The following is a 22320-nucleotide window of genomic DNA, read 5'->3' on the forward strand; positions in this document are numbered from 1 at the left end:
GCTGGAAGAGCTCGGCCTGCTCGCGGACACGGTGCGGGTCGAGGTCGATCTCTACGGCTCGCTGGCGCTGACGGGGAAGGGGCATGCCTCCGATACCGCAGTGCTGCTGGGGTTGATGGACGAGACGCCGTCCGAGATTGATATCGACGCGGCGCCGGCGAAGATTGCGGCGGTGCACGAGACGGGGCAGATCGAACTGCTGGGCCGCCATTCCGTGCGCTTCGTCCCTGCGGATGATCTCCATTTTCACCAGCGTGAGCGACAGCCGTTCCACAGCAACGCAATGGCGCTGTCCGCTTTCGGGGCGGATGACGGCGTGCTGCTGCGGCGGTTCTACTATTCGGTGGGCGGCGGCTTCGTGCTGGATGAGGACGAGGCAGGCCGCAATGCGCCTGCGGGCGATGCCGCGCCGGTGCCCTATCCCTTTACCACCGGTGATGAACTGATCGCCATGGCGGGCGCGGCGGGCCTCACGATTGCCGAACTGATGCTAGCCAACGAGACGGCGCTGCGGCCTTTGGCGGAAGTGGAGCAGGGCCTCGATCTGATCGCCGATACGATGGCAGCCTGTATCGACCGCGGAACCTCGCAAGGCGGCGTGCTGCCCGGCGGTCTGCGCGTCAAGCGCCGCGCGCAGGGCATTGCGGCTGAACTTGTCGCGCGCCAGCAGGCGGCGCTGAGCGATCCGCTGGTAGTGCTCGACTGGATCAACCTCTGGGCCATGGCGGTCAACGAGGAGAATGCTGCGGGCGGCCGCGTGGTGACCGCGCCGACCAATGGCGCGGCAGGGATCATCCCGGCGGTGCTGCGCTACTACGAGCGCTGCTATCGCGGCGATCAGGCGGGGCGGCGCGTGTTCCTGCTGACGGCGGCGGCGATCGGCGCGCTCTACAAGCGCAATGCCTCGATCTCGGGCGCGGAAGTGGGCTGTCAGGGCGAGGTCGGTGTCGCCTGCTCGATGGCGGCGGCGGGGCTGACCGCGGTGCTGGGCGGCAGCAATGCGCAGATCGAGAATGCGGCGGAAATCGGGATGGAGCACAACCTCGGGCTCACGTGCGATCCGGTCGGTGGGCTTGTCCAGATCCCCTGCATCGAGCGCAATGCGATGGGCGCGGTCAAGGCCATCGATGCCTCGCGCCTCGCACTGCTGGGCGATGGCGAACATATGGTCAGCCTCGACAAGGTGATCGAGACGATGCGCCAGGCCGGGTTCGACATGCGCGACAAGTACAAGGAAACCTCGCAGGGCGGGCTCGCGGTGAACGTGGTGGAGTGCTGACGCCCCGACGTCAAATGCCTCTCCCCTCGCTCGTCATTGCGAGCGTAGCGAAGCAATCCAGAGCGGTTGTACCCAGCCGCTCTGGATTGCTTCGTCGCTACGCTCCTCGCAATGACGAAAGTTGTGTGTGAGGTCTAGGTCGACAGCCCCTTGCCTGCTTGATACGTTCTAGGACACGTGTTCAGGATCGGGGGGTGTCGACATGGGAGTTTCGCGGCGGATCGGGCTTTTGGGTGGACTGATTGCGGCAACATTGGCGCAGCCTGCTTCGGCCAAGGAAGCTGTCGACCTCATCCTCCACAAGGGCCAGGTGATCACCGTCGACCGCGCGTTCACGCTCAAGACGGCGGTGGCGGTGAAGGGCGAGCGGATCGTCGCGGTGGGCGGCGAGGAGCTGCTGGATGCCTATTCGGCGCCGAAGGTGATCGACCTTGCGGGCAAGACGCTGATGCCGGGCTTTATCGACACGCATCTGCACCCCAAGCCCGTTTCGCCCAACGACATCGCGGTGCAGGATGCCAAGAGCATCGCCGAAGTGCAGGCCATGCTGCGCGCCAAGGCGAAGGAGCTCGGGCCGGGCAAGTGGATCACCGGCTATGGCTGGCAGGAATCGAACTTTGCCGAAAAGCGCAATCTGAGCCGCGCCGATCTCGATGCCGCCGCGCCGAACAATCCGGTGGCGCTGCTGCGTGCGGGTTCGCACTCGGCGGCCTACAACACGGCGGCTTTCAGGATCGCCAAGGTGGACAAGTCCACGCCCGAGCCGGCGACGGGCCTGATTGAACGCGGGCCGGATGGGGAGCCGAGCGGGATCATCCGCGAGCGCATGGACGTCGTCTCGAAGTTCATTCCCGATCCGGGCTGGGAAGCGATGCGCGGGCCGACGATCACCTGGCTCAAGCAGATGCTCGCGCTCGGCATCACCAGCTTCCACGATGCCAGCGGCACGATCGACGACGAGCCGGTGGGCAAAGGCGGTACTGCAAGCAAGGACCTCGACCCGCTGTGGGGCGCTTCCAACATGACCTGGAAGCGCGCGCGCGAAGTCTACGCCACGATGGGCGCCGAGCTGCCGCGTATCACGATGTACATTATCCATCCGGGGGCGGAGCGCCTGAAGGCGTTTCCCTATCACACCGGTTATGGCGACAATCACCTGCGGCTCGGCGCGATCGGCGAGAACGCGGTGGATGGCGGCTTCACCGGGCCGACCGCGTGGCTGCTGGCGGACTACAAGGGCCAGCCGGGCTTCCGCGGCAAGGGGCGCTTCACCGATGCGGAACTGCAGGAACTGGTCGACAGCGCGGCAAAGCTGGGCTGGCAGATGGGCATCCACGCGATTGGCGATGCGGCCATCGTGCAAGCGGTGAAGGCCTATCACACCGCGCTGACGACGATCCCCGATCCCGCGCATGCCCCCAGTGACCGGCGCTGGTTCCTGGATCACTTCACCATCATGCCGCCCGACGAGACCATGGCGACGATGGCGCAGGATCATGTGATGATCTCGCAGCAGCCCAACTTCCTCTACAATCTCGATGACCGCTATGCCGCGCTGCTCGATGACTGGCGGCTTGCGCACAACAATGCCGTGGTGACGCCGGTGAGTAAGTTCGGCCTGTTCATGGCCTTTGCCAGCGACAATCTGCCCATCGGGCCGCTGGTCGGGCTCTATGCCGCGACGACGCGGAAAGGCCCGAGCGGGGTAGCGCGCGGGCCGGAGGAAGCGGTCAGCCGCGCCGAGGCGATCCGCATGTATACCGCGAACGGCGCGTACCTTTCCTGGGAGGAGAACGAGAAGGGCACGCTGGAGCCGGGCAAGCTGGCGGACATGATCGTGCTGCCGTTCGATCCGCTGACCGCGCCGGAGGAGAGCTTCCTCACCGGCAAGGTGGACATGACCTTCGTCGGCGGGAAGCTGGTCTTCCAGTGCGAGCGTAGTGGCAAAAAGGTCGCACTCGCCAAGTAATGGCCTGTGGATAAGTCGGGGGATACCGCCAATATTGCAGTCCTGCGGCAGATTCCGAGAACTGCCACGCAGATGCCTCTGAACATCGTCACCGGGGCGCCGAAACCCAAGGGCTTCGGAAAGCATTACGACGATGATCGGCAAGCTTCTACGTGGCGGTTTTCTGGCCGTGCTCAACCTCGCTTCGGGCATTTCCCTCTCGGCTTCACCCGGATCGTTCAGTCCCGCGACTTATGACGGAGAGCTGGAGCACGGCAGATATGTCGGGGCGCTGCAGCTGCAGGGCGAGGTGTTCCATGTTCAGGGGCTGGCGCTCGATCCCAAGCATGTCTGGGTGACCTCGGTCGATCACGCCGGGCAGCGGGCGTTCCTGCACCTGTTCGACCGGGCGAGCGGGCGCTTCCTGCGGCGGCTCGAACTGACCGACGGCGCGCGGTATCACCCCGGCGGGCTTTCGCTGTCGGGCGGTTCGCTGTGGGTGCCGGTGGCAGAACTGCGGCCGGACAGCTCGGCAGTGCTGGTGGAGATCGATGCCGAGACGCTGACGGTGCGCCGCCGGATCGCGGTGGCCGACCATATCGGCTGCGTCGCGGCGGACGGCACGAAGCTTGTCGCGGGCAATTGGGACAGCCGGCAGCTCTATACCTTCGATCTGGCACGCGGGACGAGGCCGGTTCAGGTCGTCGACAATCCATCGGGTACGCACTTCCAGGACATGAAGTTCGTGGACGGCAAACTGGTGGCGGGCGGCAATACCAGCTGGCTGGGGGGCACGCTCGACTGGATCGATCCCGCGACCATGCGGGTGACGCGTTCGCTCAAGGCGGGTTCGATCGGTCCGGTGCGTCCGTTCGGGCGCGGCGGGCCGGTGACGGGTGAGGGCATGGCCATCGAAGGCCGCGAGGTCTACGTGCTGCCGGAGGATGGGCCGAGCCGGGTGTTTCATTTCCGTTTGGACGCCTGAGGGTCCACGGCGGCTATCGCAATTTTCTATGGGTTTTCCGCAAAGGGTGCTTCCGGAGGCCATGCCGGTTGGATAGGCAGGGGCAAACGGCGCAAGGCCAAGAGAGGAGACCCATGCAGCCCCCCTATATTCTCGCCATCGATCAGGGCACCACGTCGAGCCGCTGCATTGTATTTGATTCCGCCGCCAAGCCGATTGCGGTGGCGCAGCGCGAATTTGCGCAGCACTATCCGGCCTCGGGCTGGGTCGAGCACGAGCTCGAGGATATCTGGCAGGACGTCGTCACCGTGCTGCGCGAGGCGGTCGGCAAGGCGGGAATCGACGTGGCGGACATTGCCGCCATCGGCATCACCAACCAGCGCGAGACCGTGGCGGTGTGGGACCGCGCGACCGGCAAGCCGATCCACCGCGCCATCGTGTGGCAGGACCGGCGCACGGCGGATACGTGCGCAAGGCTCAAGGCGGACGGGGCGGAGCCGCTGTTTGCGGCGAAGACGGGGCTGCTGCTCGATCCCTATTTTTCCGGCACCAAGCTGGCGTGGATCCTTGACGAGGTTGCGGGTGCACGGGCGGCGGCGGACCGCGGCGAGCTGGCGTTCGGGACCATCGACTGCTTCCTCCTGTCGCGGCTGACGCGGGGCAAGGTCCACGCGACCGATCCGACCAATGCCTCGCGCACGCTGATGTTCGATATCGGCAGGCAGCAGTGGGACGAGGAACTGCTGCGTCTGCTCCGCGTGCCCGCCTCGGTCCTGCCCGAAGTGCAGGACAATTCGTACATCTTTGGCGAGTGCGACCCGGCGATCCTAGGTCGCGCGATCCCGATTGCCGGCATGGCGGGGGACCAGCAGGCAGCGCTGTTCGGGCAGGCGTGCTTCCGTCCGGGCATGACCAAATCGACCTATGGCACCGGCGCCTTTGCGCTGATGAACATCGGGAACAAGCCGATCCCTTCCAAGAAGCGCATGCTGACGACGGTGGGCTACCGCCTGAATGGCGAGACGACTTATGCGCTTGAGGGAGCGATCTTCGTGGCGGGTGCGGCGGTCAAGTGGCTGCGCGATGGCCTCAAGATCATCACACACGCCTCGGACACGCATGACATGGCGGTGCGCGTGCCGGACAACCACGGCGTCTATATGGTCCCGGCCTTCGTGGGCCTCGGCGCGCCGCACTGGAATCCCGATGCGCGCGGACTGATCTGCGGTCTGACGCTGGATGCAGGCGCGGCGCATGTCGCCCGCGCCGCGCTGGAGTCGGTCGCCTACCAGACGTTCGACCTGATCAATGCCATGCGCGAGGACGCCAATCCGGGCGATGCCGCGCTGCGCATCGACGGCGGCATGGCGGCGAACGACTGGCTGGGGCAGTTCCTGTCCGATGTGCTGGTCGCACCGGTCGAGCGGCCCGTCAGTGTCGAGACCACGGCGCTGGGCGCGGCCTTCCTTGCGGGGCTGGCGACGGGCGTGTGGAGCGATCTCGCCGCCCTGGAGGCGACCTGGACGAGTGACCGCCGCTTCGAGCCGAAGATGAGCGCGGCGCTCCGCAGTGACCTCGTCGCCGGGTGGCACAAGGCGGTGGAGCGCGCGTTGCTCTGACTCCAAACCTGTCGTCATTCCCGCGAAGGCGGGAATCCAGAGCGACCTACGCTGTGCTTGCCGCTCTGGGCCCCCGCCTTCGCGGGGGTGACGAGGTTATGTTATCGAAAAAGCATTGCGGCCCGGGCCAGGTCCTCGGGGCGGTCTACGTCCAGCGCCAGTTCCGGCTCGAGCGCGACGGTCGGCGCCCCCTTTAGCCGGACCGCGCCGCCCCGGTCTCCGTCGAGCGCGGTGAGGGCCGCAAAATGCGCGAAGCCGAAAATGGCGGGCGGCATGGTGATGCCGTCTGCCGCAGTGGCGATGCGATCCCCGTCGAACCGGGCGACGAGTGCTGCGATATGCGAGGCAGGGATGAGCGGCATATCCGCCAGCGCGACCAGCGCCGCGCGGGCGCCGCTGACCTGTGCGGCGGCCATGCCAAGTGCGAGTGAGCGTGCCTGCGGGGCTCCGGACGGGGTCAGCGGCACGGTCTGGTAGCCGAGCGCCGCAAGATCCGGCACATCCGGTCCGATCACCGCAAAGCGCGCTGCAAAGGGCAGGGCGGCCAGCATCCCGGCGGCGTGGAGGGCAAGCGGCTTGCCGCCTAGCGGGGCGAGCAGTTTTGGAGCGCCGAACCGTGCTGATTGCCCGCCCGCCAGCAGCACCAGCGCGAGGCCGGCAAACCCGGCCTCAGTTGCGGGTGGGGACATGCGAGGCGGGATCGTGCCCCATCCGGCCCGGCGCACGGCCGCTCCAGCCCGGCATGCCCGCGCAGGCCTGATAGTCCTGCACAAGCTCGCCAACGATCGAGAGCGCCAGCGTGGCGGGATCGCGCGTCGCCGGGATCAGGCCGATGCCGCCGCGCAGCGCATCGAGGCTCGCCTGCGGCACGCCGATGGTGCGAAGGCCCGCAAGCCGGGCGCGGTGCGTGCGCGCGCTGCCGACAGCGCCGTGGTAGAACCCTTCCTGCGCGAGCGCGTGGGGCAGGAGCTGCTCTTCCCAATCGTGATCGTGGAACACGAAGACGAACGCCGTCCACGGATCGCCAACAAGGTCGGGAAGTGCGGTGCGGCTCGTGAGCGGCTGAACGCCCGGTTCGGCAGCGGCCAGACGGTCGCTTGCGGGCGCATAGGCCTCGACCGCAAGGCCGAAGGCCCGTGCGAGGCGCACTAGGGCGGTAAGGTCTTCGCCATGACCCAGCGCGACGAGGCGCAGCGGCGGGGCATAGGCGCGCTGGAAGCCGTGGAAGCCGGGCGTATCCGACAAAGCGGCGCCGCCTTCATTGAGGCGAAGCGCGGCAGCCTTGCGCTGATCGAGCCGTGCGAGGACCTGCGTGAGCACTGCGGGATCGGGGCGCGGGGTGAACAACAGGTCGATCCCGCCGCCGCAGGGCAGACGGATATCAAGATAGGGCGAGCCGATGCCGTAGCGAACGGTGCGGCCATGGCCCCGCGCCAGCACGTCCTGCGCTTCGGCGATGACGGCCGCCTCGACGCAGCCGCCCGAAAAGGAGCCGGCGCTGCGGCCATCCGCCAGCACCGCCATCTGCGCGCCAATCCCGCGCGAGGAGCCGCCTTCGATGCCGGTCAGCGTGACGAGCACGCCTTCCACGCCGTCCTCCGCGCGCTCGATCAGAAGGCGGAGGATGCTGCGATCGTCATGCGCGATCATTGCGTGGAACCCGGATATTGCAGGCGAAGCGAGGCGGGCGCCCGGCACTTGGCAATGGCGACATTGGCAAGACGCAGCCGTTCTGCCTTTAGCGAGACGCTGGTGAGCGCGAACTGGCGCTCATGGGCGACTTCCTCGCCGGTGAACGGCTTGGTGCCTGCCGGCACGCTCTTGCCGCCGAGCACGAAGACCACATAGTTCATTAGATCGGCGAGCTGCGCGTTATCCGTGATGCGGCTGTGCGCGACATTGGGCAGACGCAGCAGATAGGCGCGGCTTTCCGGCGTGCACATGAACCAGCCGACGCGGTCCTTGATCTCGGGCAGGTGGGCCGGGACGGTGGTGCCGCGAAGCCCATGACAGCCGGCGCAGTTCTCGATGAAATCGCTCTGCGCAAGTTCGGGGTCCGCCATCTTCGTGCGGATGTCGGCAGTCATTTCGGGCGAGTGATTATCGGGCTCGGCCGCGCGCAGCGTGCCGAGCGAAAGTGCGCCGAGCAGCGTGGCAGCGGCGAACAGGCCCATGCGCTTCTTCATACGCCCTTCCTTAGACCCGTTCGCCGCTCGCCGGAACCCCTGCCGTGCCCGCCGATCAGGCGGTGCCGACGAGAACCGCCGTCGAGCAGTGGTATTCCATGCTCGTCGTGCCGAAGCACCAGATCACATCGTTGTTAAGCTGCGGCACATAGAGCTGCGTCTCACGGTCGGTGCCGTCGCAATCGCACTTGTTGCAATAGGCCTTGCCGCAGCAATCGCGGTAGGCGATCAAGTAGGCGCGGCCGTCATCAGGATTGATGCAGGTGCCAACCCAAGAGACGGGCGAGTGCTCCGCGCCCGGCGGGCAGCGATTGAGCCCGCCGCCGCAGCACGAGCAGAGCGAGCCGTCGATCGCGCAATAGCGCCAGTAATCGCACTTGGTATCGTCCTTGCTCTGCGCATTGCGGGCGAAGGTGGTCTTCGCCTCGGGCGAGCGGTCCGGTTTCGCAGCGCTGGCGCGGCTGACCGGCAGGACCGGGAATACCGGCGCGGCGACCAGCGCGAGGCCGAGCCGGGCGAGAATGCCGCGGCGTGAGGTGCCGCCGGCAAAGCGGCGGAGCAGCTTCTCGCCCATGGCGTCGGGATTGAAGGTCTTCATGAGCTTGTCCCCTGTTGTGCGCTGGAACCGTGTTCTTGTGAGTGGATGAGGGCGATCAATTGACGACGGCCTTGAGCTTGCCGATGTAGTCCTGAACCGAGCGAATGCCCATTTCGTGGGCGATCACGAGGCTTTCGAGATGCTCGCGGCTGTTGACGAGGCCCTTCGAGAGGATCGTGCCGTGCTCGTCCATCAGGACGGCATAAGGCAGCTTCGCCACTTCGTAAGCCTGGCCGACTTCGGGGCCATTGATAAACGAATAGCCGCCAAGGCTGTGCTCCGCGATCATCTGGCGCTGCGCAGCAACGTCGTCATCGCCGATGAAGACGAGTTGCAGGCGCTCATCACGGGCGAAGGACTTCGCCACCGGAATGAGGTTCTTGCAGAGCGGGCAGGAGGGCGAGACGAACATGAGGAGGCGCAGCGGCACGCCGTGGAGGTGGCCACCGACCGTGGTCTCTGTGCCTTCGATCGTCGTGGCCGGGATCGCAGCGGCGGCGCTGCCGACAGCGGGGCCTGCGGACGTCGTCAAAGCACCGGCAGGGGCAACGCGCATGTGCAGGACGCCGACCTGACGGGCCAGCGCAAGCAACGCCACACCCAGCAGGAGGATCACGACCCAGGACAGGACCGTCGAGACGAGCAGGGCTTGCAACATTCGGTTACCTCCGCGAGGCGGCGAGCGGTGATGCCGCAAGCGCCCCGATGGCGTTGAAAAGCTGGACGATCACGAACATGGCCAAGCCGCCGGCCAGTGCGATGGCGAGATCGGCATAAGTGGACGCAGCGGCCGGCAAAAGGCGCGGGACAAGCAGCGCCGCAAGCAGCAAGTTGCGTGTAACAAGCAGCCAGCTGAGCGGCTGCCGCAGCTGCGAACGACCGCAGCCGCAATCGATCTCGCGCCGCCCCCGCATGATATTGATAGCCATGGCAGCGGCAAAAATCACCAGCAGCGCGATGGCGACCGCCGCAGCAAGGGCCTGTCCGCCCAGCAACAGGCCAAAGGCGACGGCAAGTTCAGCCGGAGCCAGCAGCATGGCTGCCGGACCGACGAGTGCGGCAGGCAGCAATCGGTAGTTTGCGATGACACCCGACAGAATCTCGCGGTGGCGCAGCTTGGCGAGGGCGGCCTGCAGGAAGACGAGGCCAACCCCCATCGCTCCCGCAAGACCGAGAACGCCAATGCCGGTTCCGCCAATCGCAGCCAGTGTCAAGGCGCTGCTGTCTGCCATCAGGGCTCCAGCGTCCGCAGCACGCCGCCAGCGGACTTCTCGAGCTTGAACTTCTCTTCGAAGGTCTTGGCATCGAGGATATGAAGCGTGCCGCTTTCACCCGAAAGGATGAGCTTGGCATTGGGTTCCTGCGTGACAGCGACGGCAGAGGCCGGATCTTCCAGCGGGATACGCTTCACGACCTTCTTGGCCGCGACATCGAGTTCCCACAGTTCGGTGCCGGATTCCTTGTGTGTCCAGTATTCGCCGGTGTGCATCAGCACGAAAGCGTGGCCGGTGCCTAGGTGATAGGCAAGGCCCTGCCGCGCACCAGGATACCAGTGTACATCGAGCGGCTTGGTATCAGCGGGCGAGACGCCGGCGGCGGCCTGGATCGAGAACGGCTCCGAAATTGTCGGCGTTGCGCCCAGCTTGGCGGTGTAGACCTGCCCGGTATAGGTCAGGAACACGGCGGTCTGCTTGGCACCGTCGTAGCCGAAGTTGTCGAAGATCGGATCGTTGGTGGCCGAGAAGAACGGGGCCGAACGCGTGATCTCCGGTTTGGCAGCGGCGGTCTTGACCGTGGCCAGAGATCCGTCCGAGCAGAGCGCCGAGAAACCGACGCCGGTGACCGGCATCAGGCTGGCGCAGCCGGGCAGCTCGATCTTCTTGACGAACTTGCCCTTGGCGAGATCGACGACGTTGACCGACGAGGCCGGATCGAGATTGTAGACGTAGGCCGTCTTGCCCTCGTCCGCGATCACGAAGTTGAACTTGCGCCCGCCAATCAGGATGCGGCCGGGAATGGCGATTTCGGTCTTGAGCTTGAGTGTGGCGGAGTCATAGACCGTGATCATGTCCTGCCGCGTGCCGCGCCAGCCCTTGGTCCAGATGCTTTCGGACACGTAATAGGCCTTGCCGGCCGGATCGATCGAGAGGTCCGACAGCGTGGAAGCCTCGACCATACCGAGCATCTTGCCGGTTTCGGTATCGTAGATCGAATTGCCGGGAACGACGAAGCCGCGCTCGACAAACACCCAGCTCGGCTTCGGTGCGGAGAGCGTTACGGCCTCAAGCTCCGGGTCCGGCTGCAGCGGATCGGCTGCGTGGGCGGCGGGAACGCTGCCGAGCAAAGCGAGTGCGGAGACAGCCGCGGCGGTATACCTGGCCCTAGCGGAGAGCGGAGACTTGCCCTGAACCTTCATCATCTTCATCTGGCCTGGCCCCTTCTGTCTGAAACGCCTGAACCCCATGCACTTTGTGCGCTTGCGAAGAAGATTTGACGAGCGTCCAGTTTTAGTCAAGCGCTTTGTAACGCCGATCGCGCGGTTCCGGTGGAGAGCTGCAAAAAAAGCGCGCCTCGGGTCAGGTGCGGGCCGCGATCTGCTGCTGGGTGATCGATTTCACCAGCGATACCATGGCCTCGGCGGCGATGGCGGTGATCTGCGGCATTTTTGCGGCCCAAGGCTTCTCGAATCCGAGGAACGGAGTCGTGCCTTCCATTGAGGCGCTGATGTAAAGCGCGACCGTGGCCACCTCGTCGGGTGCGAGCACGGGATTGAGCTCTGTCACCACTTCGCCGATGAAATCGTGCACGCGCTGATAGAAGACACGCACCCGATCCGCGACGAAGGTGTTGTGGTTGGCGAGCGCCCAAAGCTCGGTAAACAGGCGCGTGGTGCGCTTGCCGGCAATATCATCGAGGCACAGCTTCACGATCAGGCGGAGGCGGTCTTCCGGCGAGATTCCGGGCTGGCGGACCTGGCTTTCGAGCAGCTTGTCGTAGCTGTCGAGCAGCTCGTCCAGCATGATCTTGATGAGCATTTCCTTGCGCGGGAAATGATAGCTGACATTGCCGACCTTCATGCCGCTCTTGGTGGCGATGCGGCGGATGGTGAAGGCGCTGGCACCTTCCTCGATCAGCACGTCATGTGCGGCCTTGAGGATGGCATCGACGGTTTCGGTCCCGCGGGCATAAGTGCCGGGGCGAGGACCGGTGACCATGCCTTCATCGCCTGCGAAACCACCTTCGCGGTGTGCCTCGACTAGCGTGACGGTATTACGATCCATGGATCATGCGTAGCATGCGCGCCGGAACCTCACCAGAGCGCCCTTGCGGCAAATCGCTCTTGACGGAATCCTGAACTTTGTACAGACTTTGTTCAGGTTTTTTAAGTCTCTGAAAATAAACAATTATTACTCGGCTAAGCCTCTATCGATACCGCGTTGTATCCGGGGCATACAGGGCCCGATTTTCCCCGCATTCGCCGGTTTGGCGCGCATTTGCCGCCCCGGCTGCTCGAAAGGACCGCAATGGCGATCTCGCTGACCGTTAATCGCAAGCCCCGGACCGTGGATGTCGAATCCGACAAGCCGCTGCTCTGGGTGCTGCGCGAAGACCTCAATATGCCGGGCACCAAGTTCGGCTGCGGCGCCGGGCTCTGCGGCGCCTGCACGGTGATCCTGAATGGTGAGGCGGTGCGCTCTTGCCAGACGCCGCTGGCCGATGCCGCCGGCAAGGATATCGTGACGATCGAAGGCGTGACGGCCTCGCCGGTCGGCGCCAAGGTGGTCGAGGCGTGGACTGCGCTCGACGTGCCGCAGTGCGGCTATTGCCAGGCGGGGCAAATCATGTCCGCCACCGCGTTGCTGACCGCAACGCCCAAGCCTTCGGCGGACGAAGTGACCGCCGGGATGGCCGGCAACATCTGCCGCTGCGCCACGTATCTGAGGATACAGAAGGCCATCGCCGAAGCGAGCAAGGCCATTTCGGGAGCCGCCGCATGAACGCCGTTTCCGTCTCCCGCCGCTCGTTCATTGCCGCTTCGCTTGCCGGTGGGGCCGCGCTGACGTTCGAAGCGAAGCTCGCCTTCGCTGCCGCACCGGGCGGCGCCGAGCCCGCCATGCTGGGTGTGTTCGTGAGCATCGCGCCGGACAATTCGGTGACGATCCTCGCGAAGAACCCAGAGATCGGCCAGGGCGTGAAAACCATGCTGCCCATGCTGATCGCCGAGGAACTGGACGTTGCCTGGAGCCAGGTGAAAATCAAGCAGGCCGATGACAATGCGGCCGCGTATGGCCCGCAGTTTGCCGGCGGCAGCATGACGACGCCGCTCAACTGGCTCCCCGCGCGGCAGGCGGGTGCCGGTGCCCGCGCCATGCTGGTGTCCGCCGCAGCGCAGCAATGGGGCGTGCCTGCCGCAAGCCTGACGACGAGCGAGGGCAAGGTGCTGCACGCAGCGAGTGGCCGTTCGATCACCTATGCCGCGCTCGCGCCGGTTGCGGCGAAGGTCGCTGCGCCCGATCTCGAAAAGGTGCCGCTCAAGTCGCCCAAGGACTTCAGGATCGTCGGCAAGTCGATGAAGGGCGTCGATACGCCCGCCATCGTGAGCGGTGAGCCGTTGTTCGGCATCGATGCACATCCGGCAGGCATGCTCTATGCCGCGATGGTCAAGTGCCCGGTGATCAGCGGGACGCTCAAGAGCTTCGATGATGCCGCCGTCCGCAAGGAAAAGGGCGTGCTGGCCGTGGTGCCGGTCACCGATGGCGAGATCCCGGCGGGCAAGCACAATGCCGTGGCGATCGTCGGCGACAGCTGGTGGCGGGTCCACAAGGCGCGCGAGAAGCTGGCTGTGGAGTGGGATACGGCAGGCTTCGACGGCTATTCGACCGATGGGTACAGCGCCATGGCCAAAGCCCTGATGGGCGCGGCGCCGACGGCGGATCTGTTCAAGGCGGGCAATGCCGATGCGGCGCTGGCCAAGGCGGCGAAGGTGGTGACGGCGGACTATGCCTATCCGTTCCTCGCCCACGCCACGCTCGAGCCGCAGAACTGCACCGCGCTGTGGCATGCGGACGGCAAGCTTGAATTCTGGGCACCGACGCAGGATCCGGGCACGGCGCGCGGCGATATCGCCAAGGTGCTCGGCATCGATCCTGCCTCGATGACGATCCACATGACGCGTATCGGCGGCGGTTTTGGCCGGCGTTTGATGAGCGATTTCATGATCCTCACCGCCTGTGTGGCGAAGGCCGTACCGGGTCGTCCAGTCAAGCTGCTGTTCGATCGCACCGACGACATGCGCAACGATTACTACCGGCCGGGCGGATGGCACCGCATGACGGCAGGGCTTGATGCGAGCGGCGCGCTGGTGGCGCTGAAGGATCACTTCATCACTTTCGGCGCAGACGGGAAGCCGATGCGGGCTGCGGAAATGCGGGCGACCGAGTTTCCGGGGCCGGTGCTGCCCGATGTGCATTTCGGCATGTCTTTCCTCAAGACCAACCTCACCACGGGCTGGCTGCGCGCGCCGACCTCGAATGCGGTCTCCTTCGTGTTCCAGGGCTTTCTCGATGAAGTGGCCGAGGCGGCGGGGACGGATCTGCCCGAACTCATGCGCCGCACGCTGGGCGCCACGCGGCAACTTCCGCCGGAGCCCGATGATACGCCCTTCGACACTGGCCGCGCGCGCGGGGTGATCGATGCAGTGTGCAAGTTTGCCGGGTGGACCGGCAAGCGCTCGGCCCCGTCCGGAGCCAATGGGGGCAAGGGGCGCGGTTTCGGGTTCTACTTCAGCCACCGTGGCTACTTTGCCGAGGTGGTTGACCTCACCGTGACTGACGGCACGATCACGATCGACAAGGTCTGGGTTGCGGGTGACATCGGCAGTCAGGTGATCAATCCCCTGAATGCTGAGCACCAGATGCAGGGCGCGGTGATCGACGGCATCGCGCAGGCGATGGTGTGGCAGCCGATCGAGCAGAAAGCCGGCGCCGTGACGCAGGAAAACTTCGGCGATTTCCCGCTTCTCCGCATCAACCAGACGCCGGGCGAAGTTGCGATCACCTGGGTGGTGACCGACAATCCGCCTACCGGTCTAGGTGAACCGACGCTGCCGCCGGTGATCCCGGCGATTGCCAACGCGATCCGCGATGCGACCGGCAAGCGACTGCGCAGCCTGCCGCTCTCGCTGGCGTGATACCTCACTGATCGAGCCCCAAATCCGGGGCATCAAGAACCCCTCTCGCGTTGCGGGAGGGGTTTTTTCTGGCCACCCCAACCTTCGTCATTCCCGGGATGGCTGGAATCGAAAGCCGCGTGCGCCGTGTGCGGCGCTTTGGATATCCGCCCGCGCAGGACTGATGAAAAGGTGGCCAAAACAAAACCCCCCGCGGCCGAAACCGCGAGGGGCTGTCTGTTTGCTTCAATCTGGCCTGCGCCTCAGTAGCGATAGCCGATCTTGAGCCCGAAGAACTGCGGGCGGATGATGAACGTGCGGCTCGAACCGGAGCAGACCGAGACGGAGCAGAACGTGTTGCGGGTCAGCTGGCCACGCCGGTCGAAGGCGTTCTGGATGAACGCATCGATCGTCCAGTGCTCCTTCTTGACGCCGGCCGCAAAGTCGAAGCTGACAAAGCCCGGCGTATTGCCGAGGAAGTTGTTGTTTTCGACGTTGAGGTCCTGCGTGGCGCCTGTCTGATACAGGGCAGCTGCCTGGAAGTAGGTCTTGTAGTCGCCGATATCCGTGTCGTAGCGGATCGTGGTCGTGCCCTTGAACTTGGGCTGGCGTGGCAGGCGGGTGCCGTTTGCCGCGGCAACCGTCGGGGTGCCGAGGTTGGTACCGCCGTTGTTGTCGTTCACGATATTGCCGTCGGCATCGATGAAGGTGCCGAGCGAGCAAGTATCAAGCTGCGCGATCGTCTGCGCGGCGCGGTTTGCGACGAAGTTGCAGAAATCGCCCTTCAGCTTGCCATCGTTGAAGGCGCCGCTGGAGGTAATCGTCCACTTGCCGAGGCGCAGGTCGGCATCGAACTCGATACCCTTGACTTCGGCCTTGCCGGCGTTGCCGGTGTAGCCAGCGCCCTGGGCGCCCGCGACGACCACGCCGTACTGGATGTTGTTCCACTTCTCGAGGTAGATCGCGCCATTGAGGCGGAAAATGTTGTTCCACGTCGTCTTGAAACCAAGCTCGAAGTTGGTCAGCGTTTCCGACTTGAAGGCAGGAGCGGCCACGACCACCGACGGCTGCGTCGTGGTGGCGCGGATGCGCAGCGGACGGTTGTAGCCGCCGGGGCGGAAGCCGGTCGAGTAGTTGAAATAGACCAGCTTCTGGTCAGCAACCTGCCAGTCGACGACGACCTTGTGGGTCTCGCCCTTCTCACTGTAGCGGCCGATGCTTTCCGGATCGAGCCGGTTGGTGTTGCGGCATTCGAGCCGCGCACCCGTGAGCGGCAGCGGGCAGCCGACCGCGCCGGTGGGCGTGAAGATCGAAGGTGCGTTGAGCGCGGAGCTGGCCACGCCGGCGAAACCGGTGATCTGGTAATCGGTCCAGAAGTAGCGGATGCCGCCGGTCACCTTGATCGCCGGGGTGATGTTGTAGTGCGCTTCGGCGAAGGCTGCCGTATCGTGATAGAGCGTGTCGTTCTCGGTGATGTAGAACCCGTCGTCGCGCACGGCAGGCGTGCCGAGGATCATCGTGCCGCCCTGTGCTTCGGGAATGCCGAAACCTTCGAAGTTGCTATCGCCGCCGCCGGCTGCGGTGTAGCCGACGATCTTGTCAAGCCCGCGGATCGCGTAGAAGTCGTTCGTGTTGTTCTTCTGGCGCTGGTAGAACCCGCCCACCGTCACGTCGAACGGCCAGGACTTCGGTGTCGTCAGGCGCAGTTCCTGAGTGAACTTCCGTTGGCTGTTGTCGGCATGGTAGTACTGCGTCGGATTGAGCAGAGTGGTGCACTTGAGCGAGGCACCGCTGCCAGTGCAGCCCGCCTTGTCGAAGAACTGCAGATAGCTTTCATACCCCGGCCCGAAGCCGTCATAGGCCACGGTGTAGTAGGTATAGTCGTTGTTGATCTTGCGGTTGCGGTGATAGTAGCCCGTCGCCGAAACGAGATCGAAATCGCCGATATGGCCATGGATGGTGAGCGCGGCCTGATACCACTTGTCGTCGCTGCGGGTCAGATCATAATCGTGGACCTGAAGATCGCCGAGCCGCTGGTCGAAGCCGAAGTAGCCGTAGGAAATCTGACGCTGCGCGGTGATCGACGGCGTGATTTCCCAACCGTCAGCCACGTCCCACAGCATCGAGAGGCGGCCGCCGTATTCGTAGACGGGGTTGTAGTTGTCCTTGGCGATCGACGCGTTGTTGAGCGTGTACGTTGTCAGCGGATTGTCGTCGCCCAGGTTGAGCACCGCCGGCCGGCCATCGTTGAACTTGCCGTTGTTGGGCGTGTTGTCGATGTAGCCGCCTTCCTTGCGGTAGTAGCCCATCGCGCGGACGGCGAGCGTATCGCTCACGGGAATGTTGACGAAGCCCTTGAAGGTGCCGCCCATGTCACCCTTGCCGAACTTGTTGACTTCAGTGTCAACGCCCATTTCGAATGAGCCGATCTTGGGCTTGGCGGTGATGAAGCGCAACACGCCGGCGAGCGAACCGGCGCCGAACAGGGTGCCCTGCGGACCGGAAAGCGCCTCGATACGCTCCATGTCATAAACCTGGATGTCGGGGACTTCGGCGCCGGTGATGGGGATTTCGTCGAGGTAGTAGCCGACCGAAGCATAGGCGCCGCCGGCGGGAACGATACCGCGGAAATAGACCTCGCTGCGGCCCGGCCCGATGCCGGCGAACGAGACCGAGGGAAGCAGGGCGGCGTAATCGGCAAGACCCTTGACCTGCCGCTGCGCAAGGAAATCGGAGTTGAGTGCCTGGATTGCGATCGGCACCTTCTGCACGTTTTCCGACTTGCGCGTCGCGGTGACGATGATCTCGTCGAAACCGCCGGCCGGCTTGGTATCGTCAGCGGGAGCAGCCTGCGGCGCGAGCGCTTCCTGCGCAAACGCGGCGTGCGGCGCGGCAATGCCAGTAAGAATAGTAGATAGGCACAGCGCCCTCAGCGTGTGCGACCGGCGACCGGTTTTCTTTGTCATATCGTGTGTGGCTCCCTGGGTCGATACTCTGGTCTGCAAAAGCTCCTTCGTTCGTTCCTGCGAAGCGACTCGTGGCCGCAAAGCGCACTGCCGAAGCAGCGCAGTCACCGGGGTCTTCGCTTGCGAATTCGCATTATCGCGAAAAACCCTTGAGCCATGGACGCTTAGCGACCTCTGGCTGACCGTGCGCGAGCACGGCGTGAAAAATGCAAAATTGCCCCTGGATCGGCTCATTTCTTGACGCCTGTCCTAAAGGGCAAGATGCTACATTGTTGCCGAGAGTCAACATTCTTTTTCGCATTTGCAGCATGTCCCGGTCATCGGCGTTGCACCTGTGTCAAAACCTGCACATGATGCAGCATGTGCGAGGGCGGGAACTAACGATGGATATAGGAAACCCTGCCAGATCGGGACAGAGGCTCCCGGCGCAGGCAGCTTTGCGGGCGGCGCTCGATGCGGCGGCGACGCAGGTCGAGGCGAGGCCCGACTTCGCGCTTGCGGCAGCCGAAGAGGCGCTGCGTGCAGTACCCGGATTGCCGCCCGCACTGTTCGTCGCCGGCCAGGCGTTGCGGCGCCTGCGCCGCCCTGCAGAAGCCTGCGCACGGCTCATGCTGATCCCCGGCGGCCCACGCCGCCCTGCGATGGTGCTGTGGGAACACGCGCAGGCTGCGAGCGAGGCGGGGCGGAGCGACGAAGCAATTACCTCGCTTGAGGCGCTGACGCGCACGCAGCCGGGTGTTGCCAGCGGGTGGATCCTGCTCGCCTCCGAACTGCGCAAGGCGGGGCGCGAGGAAGATGCCTGGCGGGCCGACTTGTCCGCTGTGCACGCCGCTTCGCGCGATCCTGAATTGCTGGCCGCCGCTGCCGATATCAACGCGGGCAAGCTGGACGAAGCCGAGGCGAAGCTCGCTGCACGCGCCTCGCGCCTGCCGGACGATCCTGTCGGTACGCGCATGCAGGGCGAGCTGATGTGGCGGCGCGGCGACATGACCGAAGCGCTGAGGCTGGTGGAACGGGCGGTGACGCTCGCGCCCGGGTTCGATCTGGCGCGCGATTTCCTTGTGCGGCTGCTGATGCAGGTCAACCGCCTGCCAGATGCGCTTGTCCATGCCGAGATGCTGGCACGCAGTCCGGTCGCAGGTGCGGCGGCGGACCTCATTCTCTCCTCGGTGCTGGTCCGGCTCGGCGATCAGGACCGCGCGCGCACGATCTACGAGCGCATGCTCGAGGCACAGCCGGAGCAGCCGCTGCTGTGGCAGAACCTGGGCCACGTGCTCAAGACGCTGGGCGAGCAGGGCGAGGCGATCAAGGCCTACCGCACAGCTGTTACGCAGCAGCCTAGCCTGGGTGAAGCGTGGTGGAGCCTTGCCAACCTCAAGACTGTGAAGCTGGAAGGCGACGATATCGCACGCATGGAGGCCGCGCTGGCGGGGCTGACGGGCGAGGCGGGCCGCGACGAGGATGTGTTCCACCTCCATTTCTCGCTCGGCAAGGCTTACGAGGATGCGGGCGAAGTCGCGCGGTCGTTCGAGCACTACGACAAGGGCAACCGCCTGCGCCGTTCGCTGGTGCGCTATGATCCCGATCTGCTTGCGGCCGAGGCGGATGCAACTGCATCGACCTTTACCAGCGCCTTTATCGCCGGGATGGGGGAGGACGGCTGCCTGGCGGAGGATCCGATCTTCATCGTCGGCCTGCCGCGCTCTGGCTCCACGCTGGTCGAGCAGATCCTTTCCAGCCACAGCGCGATCGAAGGCACGATGGAGCTTTCGGAAATGATGGTGATTGCAGCGCGGCTGCAATCGCGCGTGGATGAAGGCGAGTTTGCGGATTTCGCGGCGATGGTGCGCTCGCTGGGGCCGGCCGAGCGCTTGCGTCTGGGCGAGGAGTACATCGAACGCACACGGGTGCACCGGAAGACGGACCGCCCGCGGTTTACCGACAAGATGCCCAACAACTGGCAACACGTCGGGCTGATCCGGCTGATCCTGCCGAACGCGAAGATCGTCGATGCGCGGCGGCATCCGATGTCGTGCTGTTTTTCGGGCTGGAAGCAGCATTTTGCGCGCGGGCAGACGTTCACGTACGATCTTGGCGAAATCGGGCGGTACTACTGCGACTATGTGAAGCTGATGGCGCATTACGACGCGGCCGCGCCGGGGGCGGTGCACCGGGTGATCTACGAGCGGATGGTGGCGGAGACCGAGCACGAAGTGCGGCGTCTGCTAGGCTATCTGGGGCTGCCGTTCGAGGAAAGCTGCCTCGAATTCCACCGCAACACGCGTGCGGTGCGCACGGCGAGTTCGGAGCAGGTGCGCCAGCCGATCTACACCGATGCGGTGGAGCACTGGAAGGCGTTTGCCGAGTGGCTCAGTCCGCTTGAAGCCGCGCTGGGCGACGTGGCCACCTGCTATCCCGAGGTGCCGGCGACGCTGCTGCCCTAGCGGAACGCCACCCGCACCCCGGCCCAGAGCGTGCGCGGGGTGCCGAGATCGATTGAGCCGCCCGAATTGCGCGTCACCACGGTCTCGTCGAACAGGTTCTCGCCGCGCAGCACTAGGCTGAACGGCCCAGCGATGGGCGCTTCGGCATAAGCATCGAGCGTGGTTGCGGCGGGCAGGATGTCTGTCTCCAGATCGTCCTCGAACTGCGCGCCGGTGTGCCGCACGGTGAGCGAAAGCGTGGTGCGCGGCGAGGGACGCCAGGCGGCGGTTGCACTGGCGGCATAGCGCGGTGTCTGCGAAGGGCGCTTGCCATCAAGCGCGGTGCCGGGGGCTTCGACCTTGGCGTCGGTATAGGCGAAGGAGCCGCTCAGCGAGAACGCGCCGAGCTTTGCTTCCGCGCCCAGTTCGATCCCTTTGGCGTGGACGGCATCGACGTTCTGCCGCTCGCGCACGTTGGGCGCGATGGTGACATTGGCGATGGCATGGCGGACCTTGTTGTCGAACGCCGTGGCCGAGAACGAGAGGCCAGGTGCGGGGCGCCAGTCAAGCCCGCCTTCGAACCCGCGCAGCTTCTCGTTTTGCAGTGCGGCGTTGGCGCGCGTGACGATGGGGAACACGGTGAAAGTGCGGTAAAGCTCGTTGAGAGTCGGCTGGCGCAGGCCGGTATAGGCCGATCCGCGCAGGGCGAGGCCGCCGCCGAGCTTGACCACCGCACCGCCGCGGAAGCTGCCGTCCCAGCCGGAGCGGTCCGGATAGAGCGTGGTCACGGTGTTTCCACCGAGCGGCGTTTGCTCGAACAGGCCATTGCGCACCGACCAGCGGTCCGCGCGCGCGCCAGCGGTGAGGATCACCGGGCCAAGGGTCCAGTCATCCTCGATGAACAGGCCGAGATCGCGGTTGGTGCCGCCCGCGCGGCGCTGGCCGCTGATCCTGCCGGCGGTGTAGACGTCCTCCTCGGTCTTCCCTTCGGCATAGCGCCAGTCTGCACCGAGCCGCAGGACATGCGCCTTGCCCACCGGTGGGCGCAGTTCGAACTTGCCGCCGATGCCGGTCGAGGGCGTGGCGCGCTGGTTGAGCGTGGGGAGGAAGTTGCGCGCGCTGATCACCACATTGTTGAAATCGCGGCTCTGCACATAGGCGAGGGCATCGAACTGCCACGCTCCGCGCCCGACGAGGCGCAGGCTGGCGTCCTGGCCGCTGGCGGCGGTGTCGGCTCCGGCAAAGCGGAGCATGCGCGCATCGTTGAAGGCGGCGACGCGGGCCTGCAGTTCGACAGTGCTGGTGAGCGGGGCGACCGCGCGCAAGCTGGTGGACCAGCTTTCATAGCGGGCACGCACGCTGGCGGGGACACGCTGGTCCACCGGCGTGGTCCAGAAGCCGCGGCCACGGTCCCATCGGCCCGAGGCGACCAGATACCCCGCGCCAAGCTTGGGTGCGAGCGTGGCGGAAACCTCCGTCTCGCCGCGATCATCGACGAGCGCACGCCCGCCGAACAGGCCAAGCTGGTCCGGGCCTGCGCTGGTCAGGTCGATGGTGCCAGCGACCGCACCCGCGCCGAACGCGCCTGAGCCGCCACCACGGGTGACGCGGGCTATTGCCAATCGCTCCGGCGCAAGCGCGGAGAGCGGGACGTAGCCGAAGAACGGATCAGCCATCGGCACGCCATCAAGCAGCAGCAGCGTGCGGCTCGTGGCATTGCCGCCGAGCGCGCGCAGTGTGATGCCCTGTGCGGAAGGATTGGATGCGCGGCTGTCCGAACGGCGGAACTGCTGGAAACCGGCAGCGGCGGAGAGCGCATCCTCGAGCCGGCCCGAGGCGGCGACGGCCAGCCGGTCACGGTCGATATCCTGAACATCGTAGGCGACAGCCGCCGGAGCAGCATCGAGCCCGCGCCCAGTCACGACGATCTGATCCGGCGCAGCCTCGTCAGCCAAGGCGAGCGACGGCAGGGCGATGCCGGCAAGCAACGGAAACAGGGCAGCATGGCGGAGGCAGGGTTGCACGAGGCTGTGGCTTTCGATGGGAATGGCGTGTGGGGGGCGTTGCCTTGGCAGGCCCGCCTGTCAAGTGCGCGGGCAGGCAGACGTTGTAACCGGTGAAAGGAACGCAGCGAACCTGCAGGCATTCCCCCCAGACCTTGTGAAGGT

17 protein-coding genes are annotated in these 22320 nt (G+C 65.4%); 7 read left to right on the forward strand and 10 right to left on the reverse strand.

Annotated features, from left to right (window positions below; genetic code table 11):
- Position 1 precedes the first annotated feature (1 nt).
- The 4 genes from Q0071_RS01070 to glpK all read left to right on the forward strand — a co-directional run bounded on the left by Q0071_RS01070 (position 2) and on the right by glpK (position 5810).
- Positions 2–1279: an L-serine ammonia-lyase gene (locus Q0071_RS01070; protein WP_298164321.1), complete on the forward strand. Its 1278-nt coding sequence runs from the start codon at positions 2–4 to the stop codon at positions 1277–1279.
- Between the two features lie 202 nt (positions 1280–1481).
- A complete protein-coding gene (locus Q0071_RS01075) occupies positions 1482–3248 on the forward strand; it encodes an amidohydrolase (protein ID WP_298164323.1) in 1767 nt (588 codons plus the stop codon).
- 133 nt (positions 3249–3381) lie between these two features.
- Positions 3382–4212, forward strand: coding sequence for a DUF6454 family protein (locus Q0071_RS01080; RefSeq protein WP_298164325.1), 831 nt, complete (start codon positions 3382–3384; stop codon positions 4210–4212).
- A gap of 113 nt (positions 4213–4325) precedes the next feature.
- Positions 4326–5810, forward strand: a complete 1485-nt coding sequence (gene glpK / locus Q0071_RS01085) for a glycerol kinase GlpK (protein WP_298164327.1) — start codon at positions 4326–4328, stop codon at positions 5808–5810.
- A 101-nt stretch (positions 5811–5911) separates the two neighbouring features.
- Here glpK and Q0071_RS01090 read toward each other — a convergent pair whose 3' ends face one another.
- From Q0071_RS01090 to Q0071_RS01125, 8 genes are all read right to left on the reverse strand, one after another.
- Positions 5912–6499, reverse strand: a complete 588-nt coding sequence (locus tag Q0071_RS01090; RefSeq protein ID WP_298164329.1) for a nucleotidyltransferase family protein — start codon at positions 6497–6499, stop codon at positions 5912–5914.
- The gene (locus Q0071_RS01095; protein ID WP_298164331.1) at positions 6480–7460 is read right to left on the reverse strand and encodes an XdhC family protein; all 981 of its coding nucleotides are present in this window, start codon (positions 7458–7460) and stop codon (positions 6480–6482) included. The genes Q0071_RS01090 and Q0071_RS01095 overlap by 20 nt, the downstream gene beginning before the upstream one ends.
- Positions 7457–7996 carry a cytochrome C gene (locus Q0071_RS01100; protein WP_298164334.1) on the reverse strand — a complete coding sequence of 180 codons (540 nt, stop codon included), beginning with the start codon at positions 7994–7996 and terminating at the stop codon, positions 7457–7459. The genes Q0071_RS01095 and Q0071_RS01100 overlap by 4 nt, the downstream gene beginning before the upstream one ends.
- Positions 7997–8051: 55 nt before the next feature.
- Entirely contained in the window at positions 8052–8594 is a 543-nt protein-coding gene (locus Q0071_RS01105) for a methylamine dehydrogenase light chain (protein WP_298164335.1), read from the reverse strand.
- A 55-nt stretch (positions 8595–8649) separates the two neighbouring features.
- Positions 8650–9252 (reverse strand): methylamine utilization protein MauD, encoded by a 603-nt coding sequence (locus Q0071_RS01110; RefSeq protein WP_298164337.1) that lies wholly within the window; start codon positions 9250–9252, stop codon positions 8650–8652.
- Positions 9253–9256: 4 nt separating this feature from the next.
- The gene (locus Q0071_RS01115) at positions 9257–9826 is read right to left on the reverse strand and encodes a MauE/DoxX family redox-associated membrane protein (protein WP_298164340.1); all 570 of its coding nucleotides are present in this window, start codon (positions 9824–9826) and stop codon (positions 9257–9259) included.
- On the reverse strand, positions 9826–11019 hold the full coding sequence (locus Q0071_RS01120; protein WP_298164342.1) for an amine dehydrogenase large subunit: 1194 nt from the start codon (positions 11017–11019) through the stop codon (positions 9826–9828). Before Q0071_RS01120 ends, Q0071_RS01115 begins: the two co-directional genes overlap by 1 nt.
- 151 nt (positions 11020–11170) lie before the next feature.
- Positions 11171–11875: a TetR family transcriptional regulator C-terminal domain-containing protein gene (locus Q0071_RS01125; RefSeq protein WP_298164344.1), complete on the reverse strand. Its 705-nt coding sequence runs from the start codon at positions 11873–11875 to the stop codon at positions 11171–11173.
- A 243-nt stretch (positions 11876–12118) separates the two neighbouring features.
- Here Q0071_RS01125 and Q0071_RS01130 point away from each other — a divergent pair, with 243 nt between their 5' ends.
- Entirely contained in the window at positions 12119–12592 is a 474-nt protein-coding gene (locus Q0071_RS01130; RefSeq protein WP_298164347.1) for a (2Fe-2S)-binding protein, read from the forward strand.
- Positions 12589–14784, forward strand: coding sequence for a molybdopterin cofactor-binding domain-containing protein (locus tag Q0071_RS01135; protein WP_298164349.1), 2196 nt, complete (start codon positions 12589–12591; stop codon positions 14782–14784). The genes Q0071_RS01130 and Q0071_RS01135 overlap by 4 nt, the downstream gene beginning before the upstream one ends.
- Before the next feature lie 242 nt (positions 14785–15026).
- On the opposite strand, the gene Q0071_RS01140 is transcribed toward Q0071_RS01135, so the two are convergent.
- The gene (locus Q0071_RS01140; protein ID WP_298164351.1) at positions 15027–17729 is read right to left on the reverse strand and encodes a TonB-dependent receptor; all 2703 of its coding nucleotides are present in this window, start codon (positions 17727–17729) and stop codon (positions 15027–15029) included.
- Between the two features lie 383 nt (positions 17730–18112).
- Here Q0071_RS01140 and Q0071_RS01145 point away from each other — a divergent pair, with 383 nt between their 5' ends.
- Positions 18113–20173: a tetratricopeptide repeat-containing sulfotransferase family protein gene (locus tag Q0071_RS01145; RefSeq protein ID WP_298164354.1), complete on the forward strand. Its 2061-nt coding sequence runs from the start codon at positions 18113–18115 to the stop codon at positions 20171–20173.
- Here the strand turns inward: Q0071_RS01145 and Q0071_RS01150 are convergent.
- Positions 20170–22176 carry a TonB-dependent receptor gene (locus Q0071_RS01150; protein ID WP_298164356.1) on the reverse strand — a complete coding sequence of 669 codons (2007 nt, stop codon included), beginning with the start codon at positions 22174–22176 and terminating at the stop codon, positions 20170–20172. The genes Q0071_RS01145 and Q0071_RS01150 overlap by 4 nt on opposite strands.
- Positions 22177–22320 lie beyond the last annotated feature (144 nt).

The organism is Novosphingobium sp. (assembly GCF_027486195.1).
Classification (GTDB): domain Bacteria; phylum Pseudomonadota; class Alphaproteobacteria; order Sphingomonadales; family Sphingomonadaceae; genus Novosphingobium.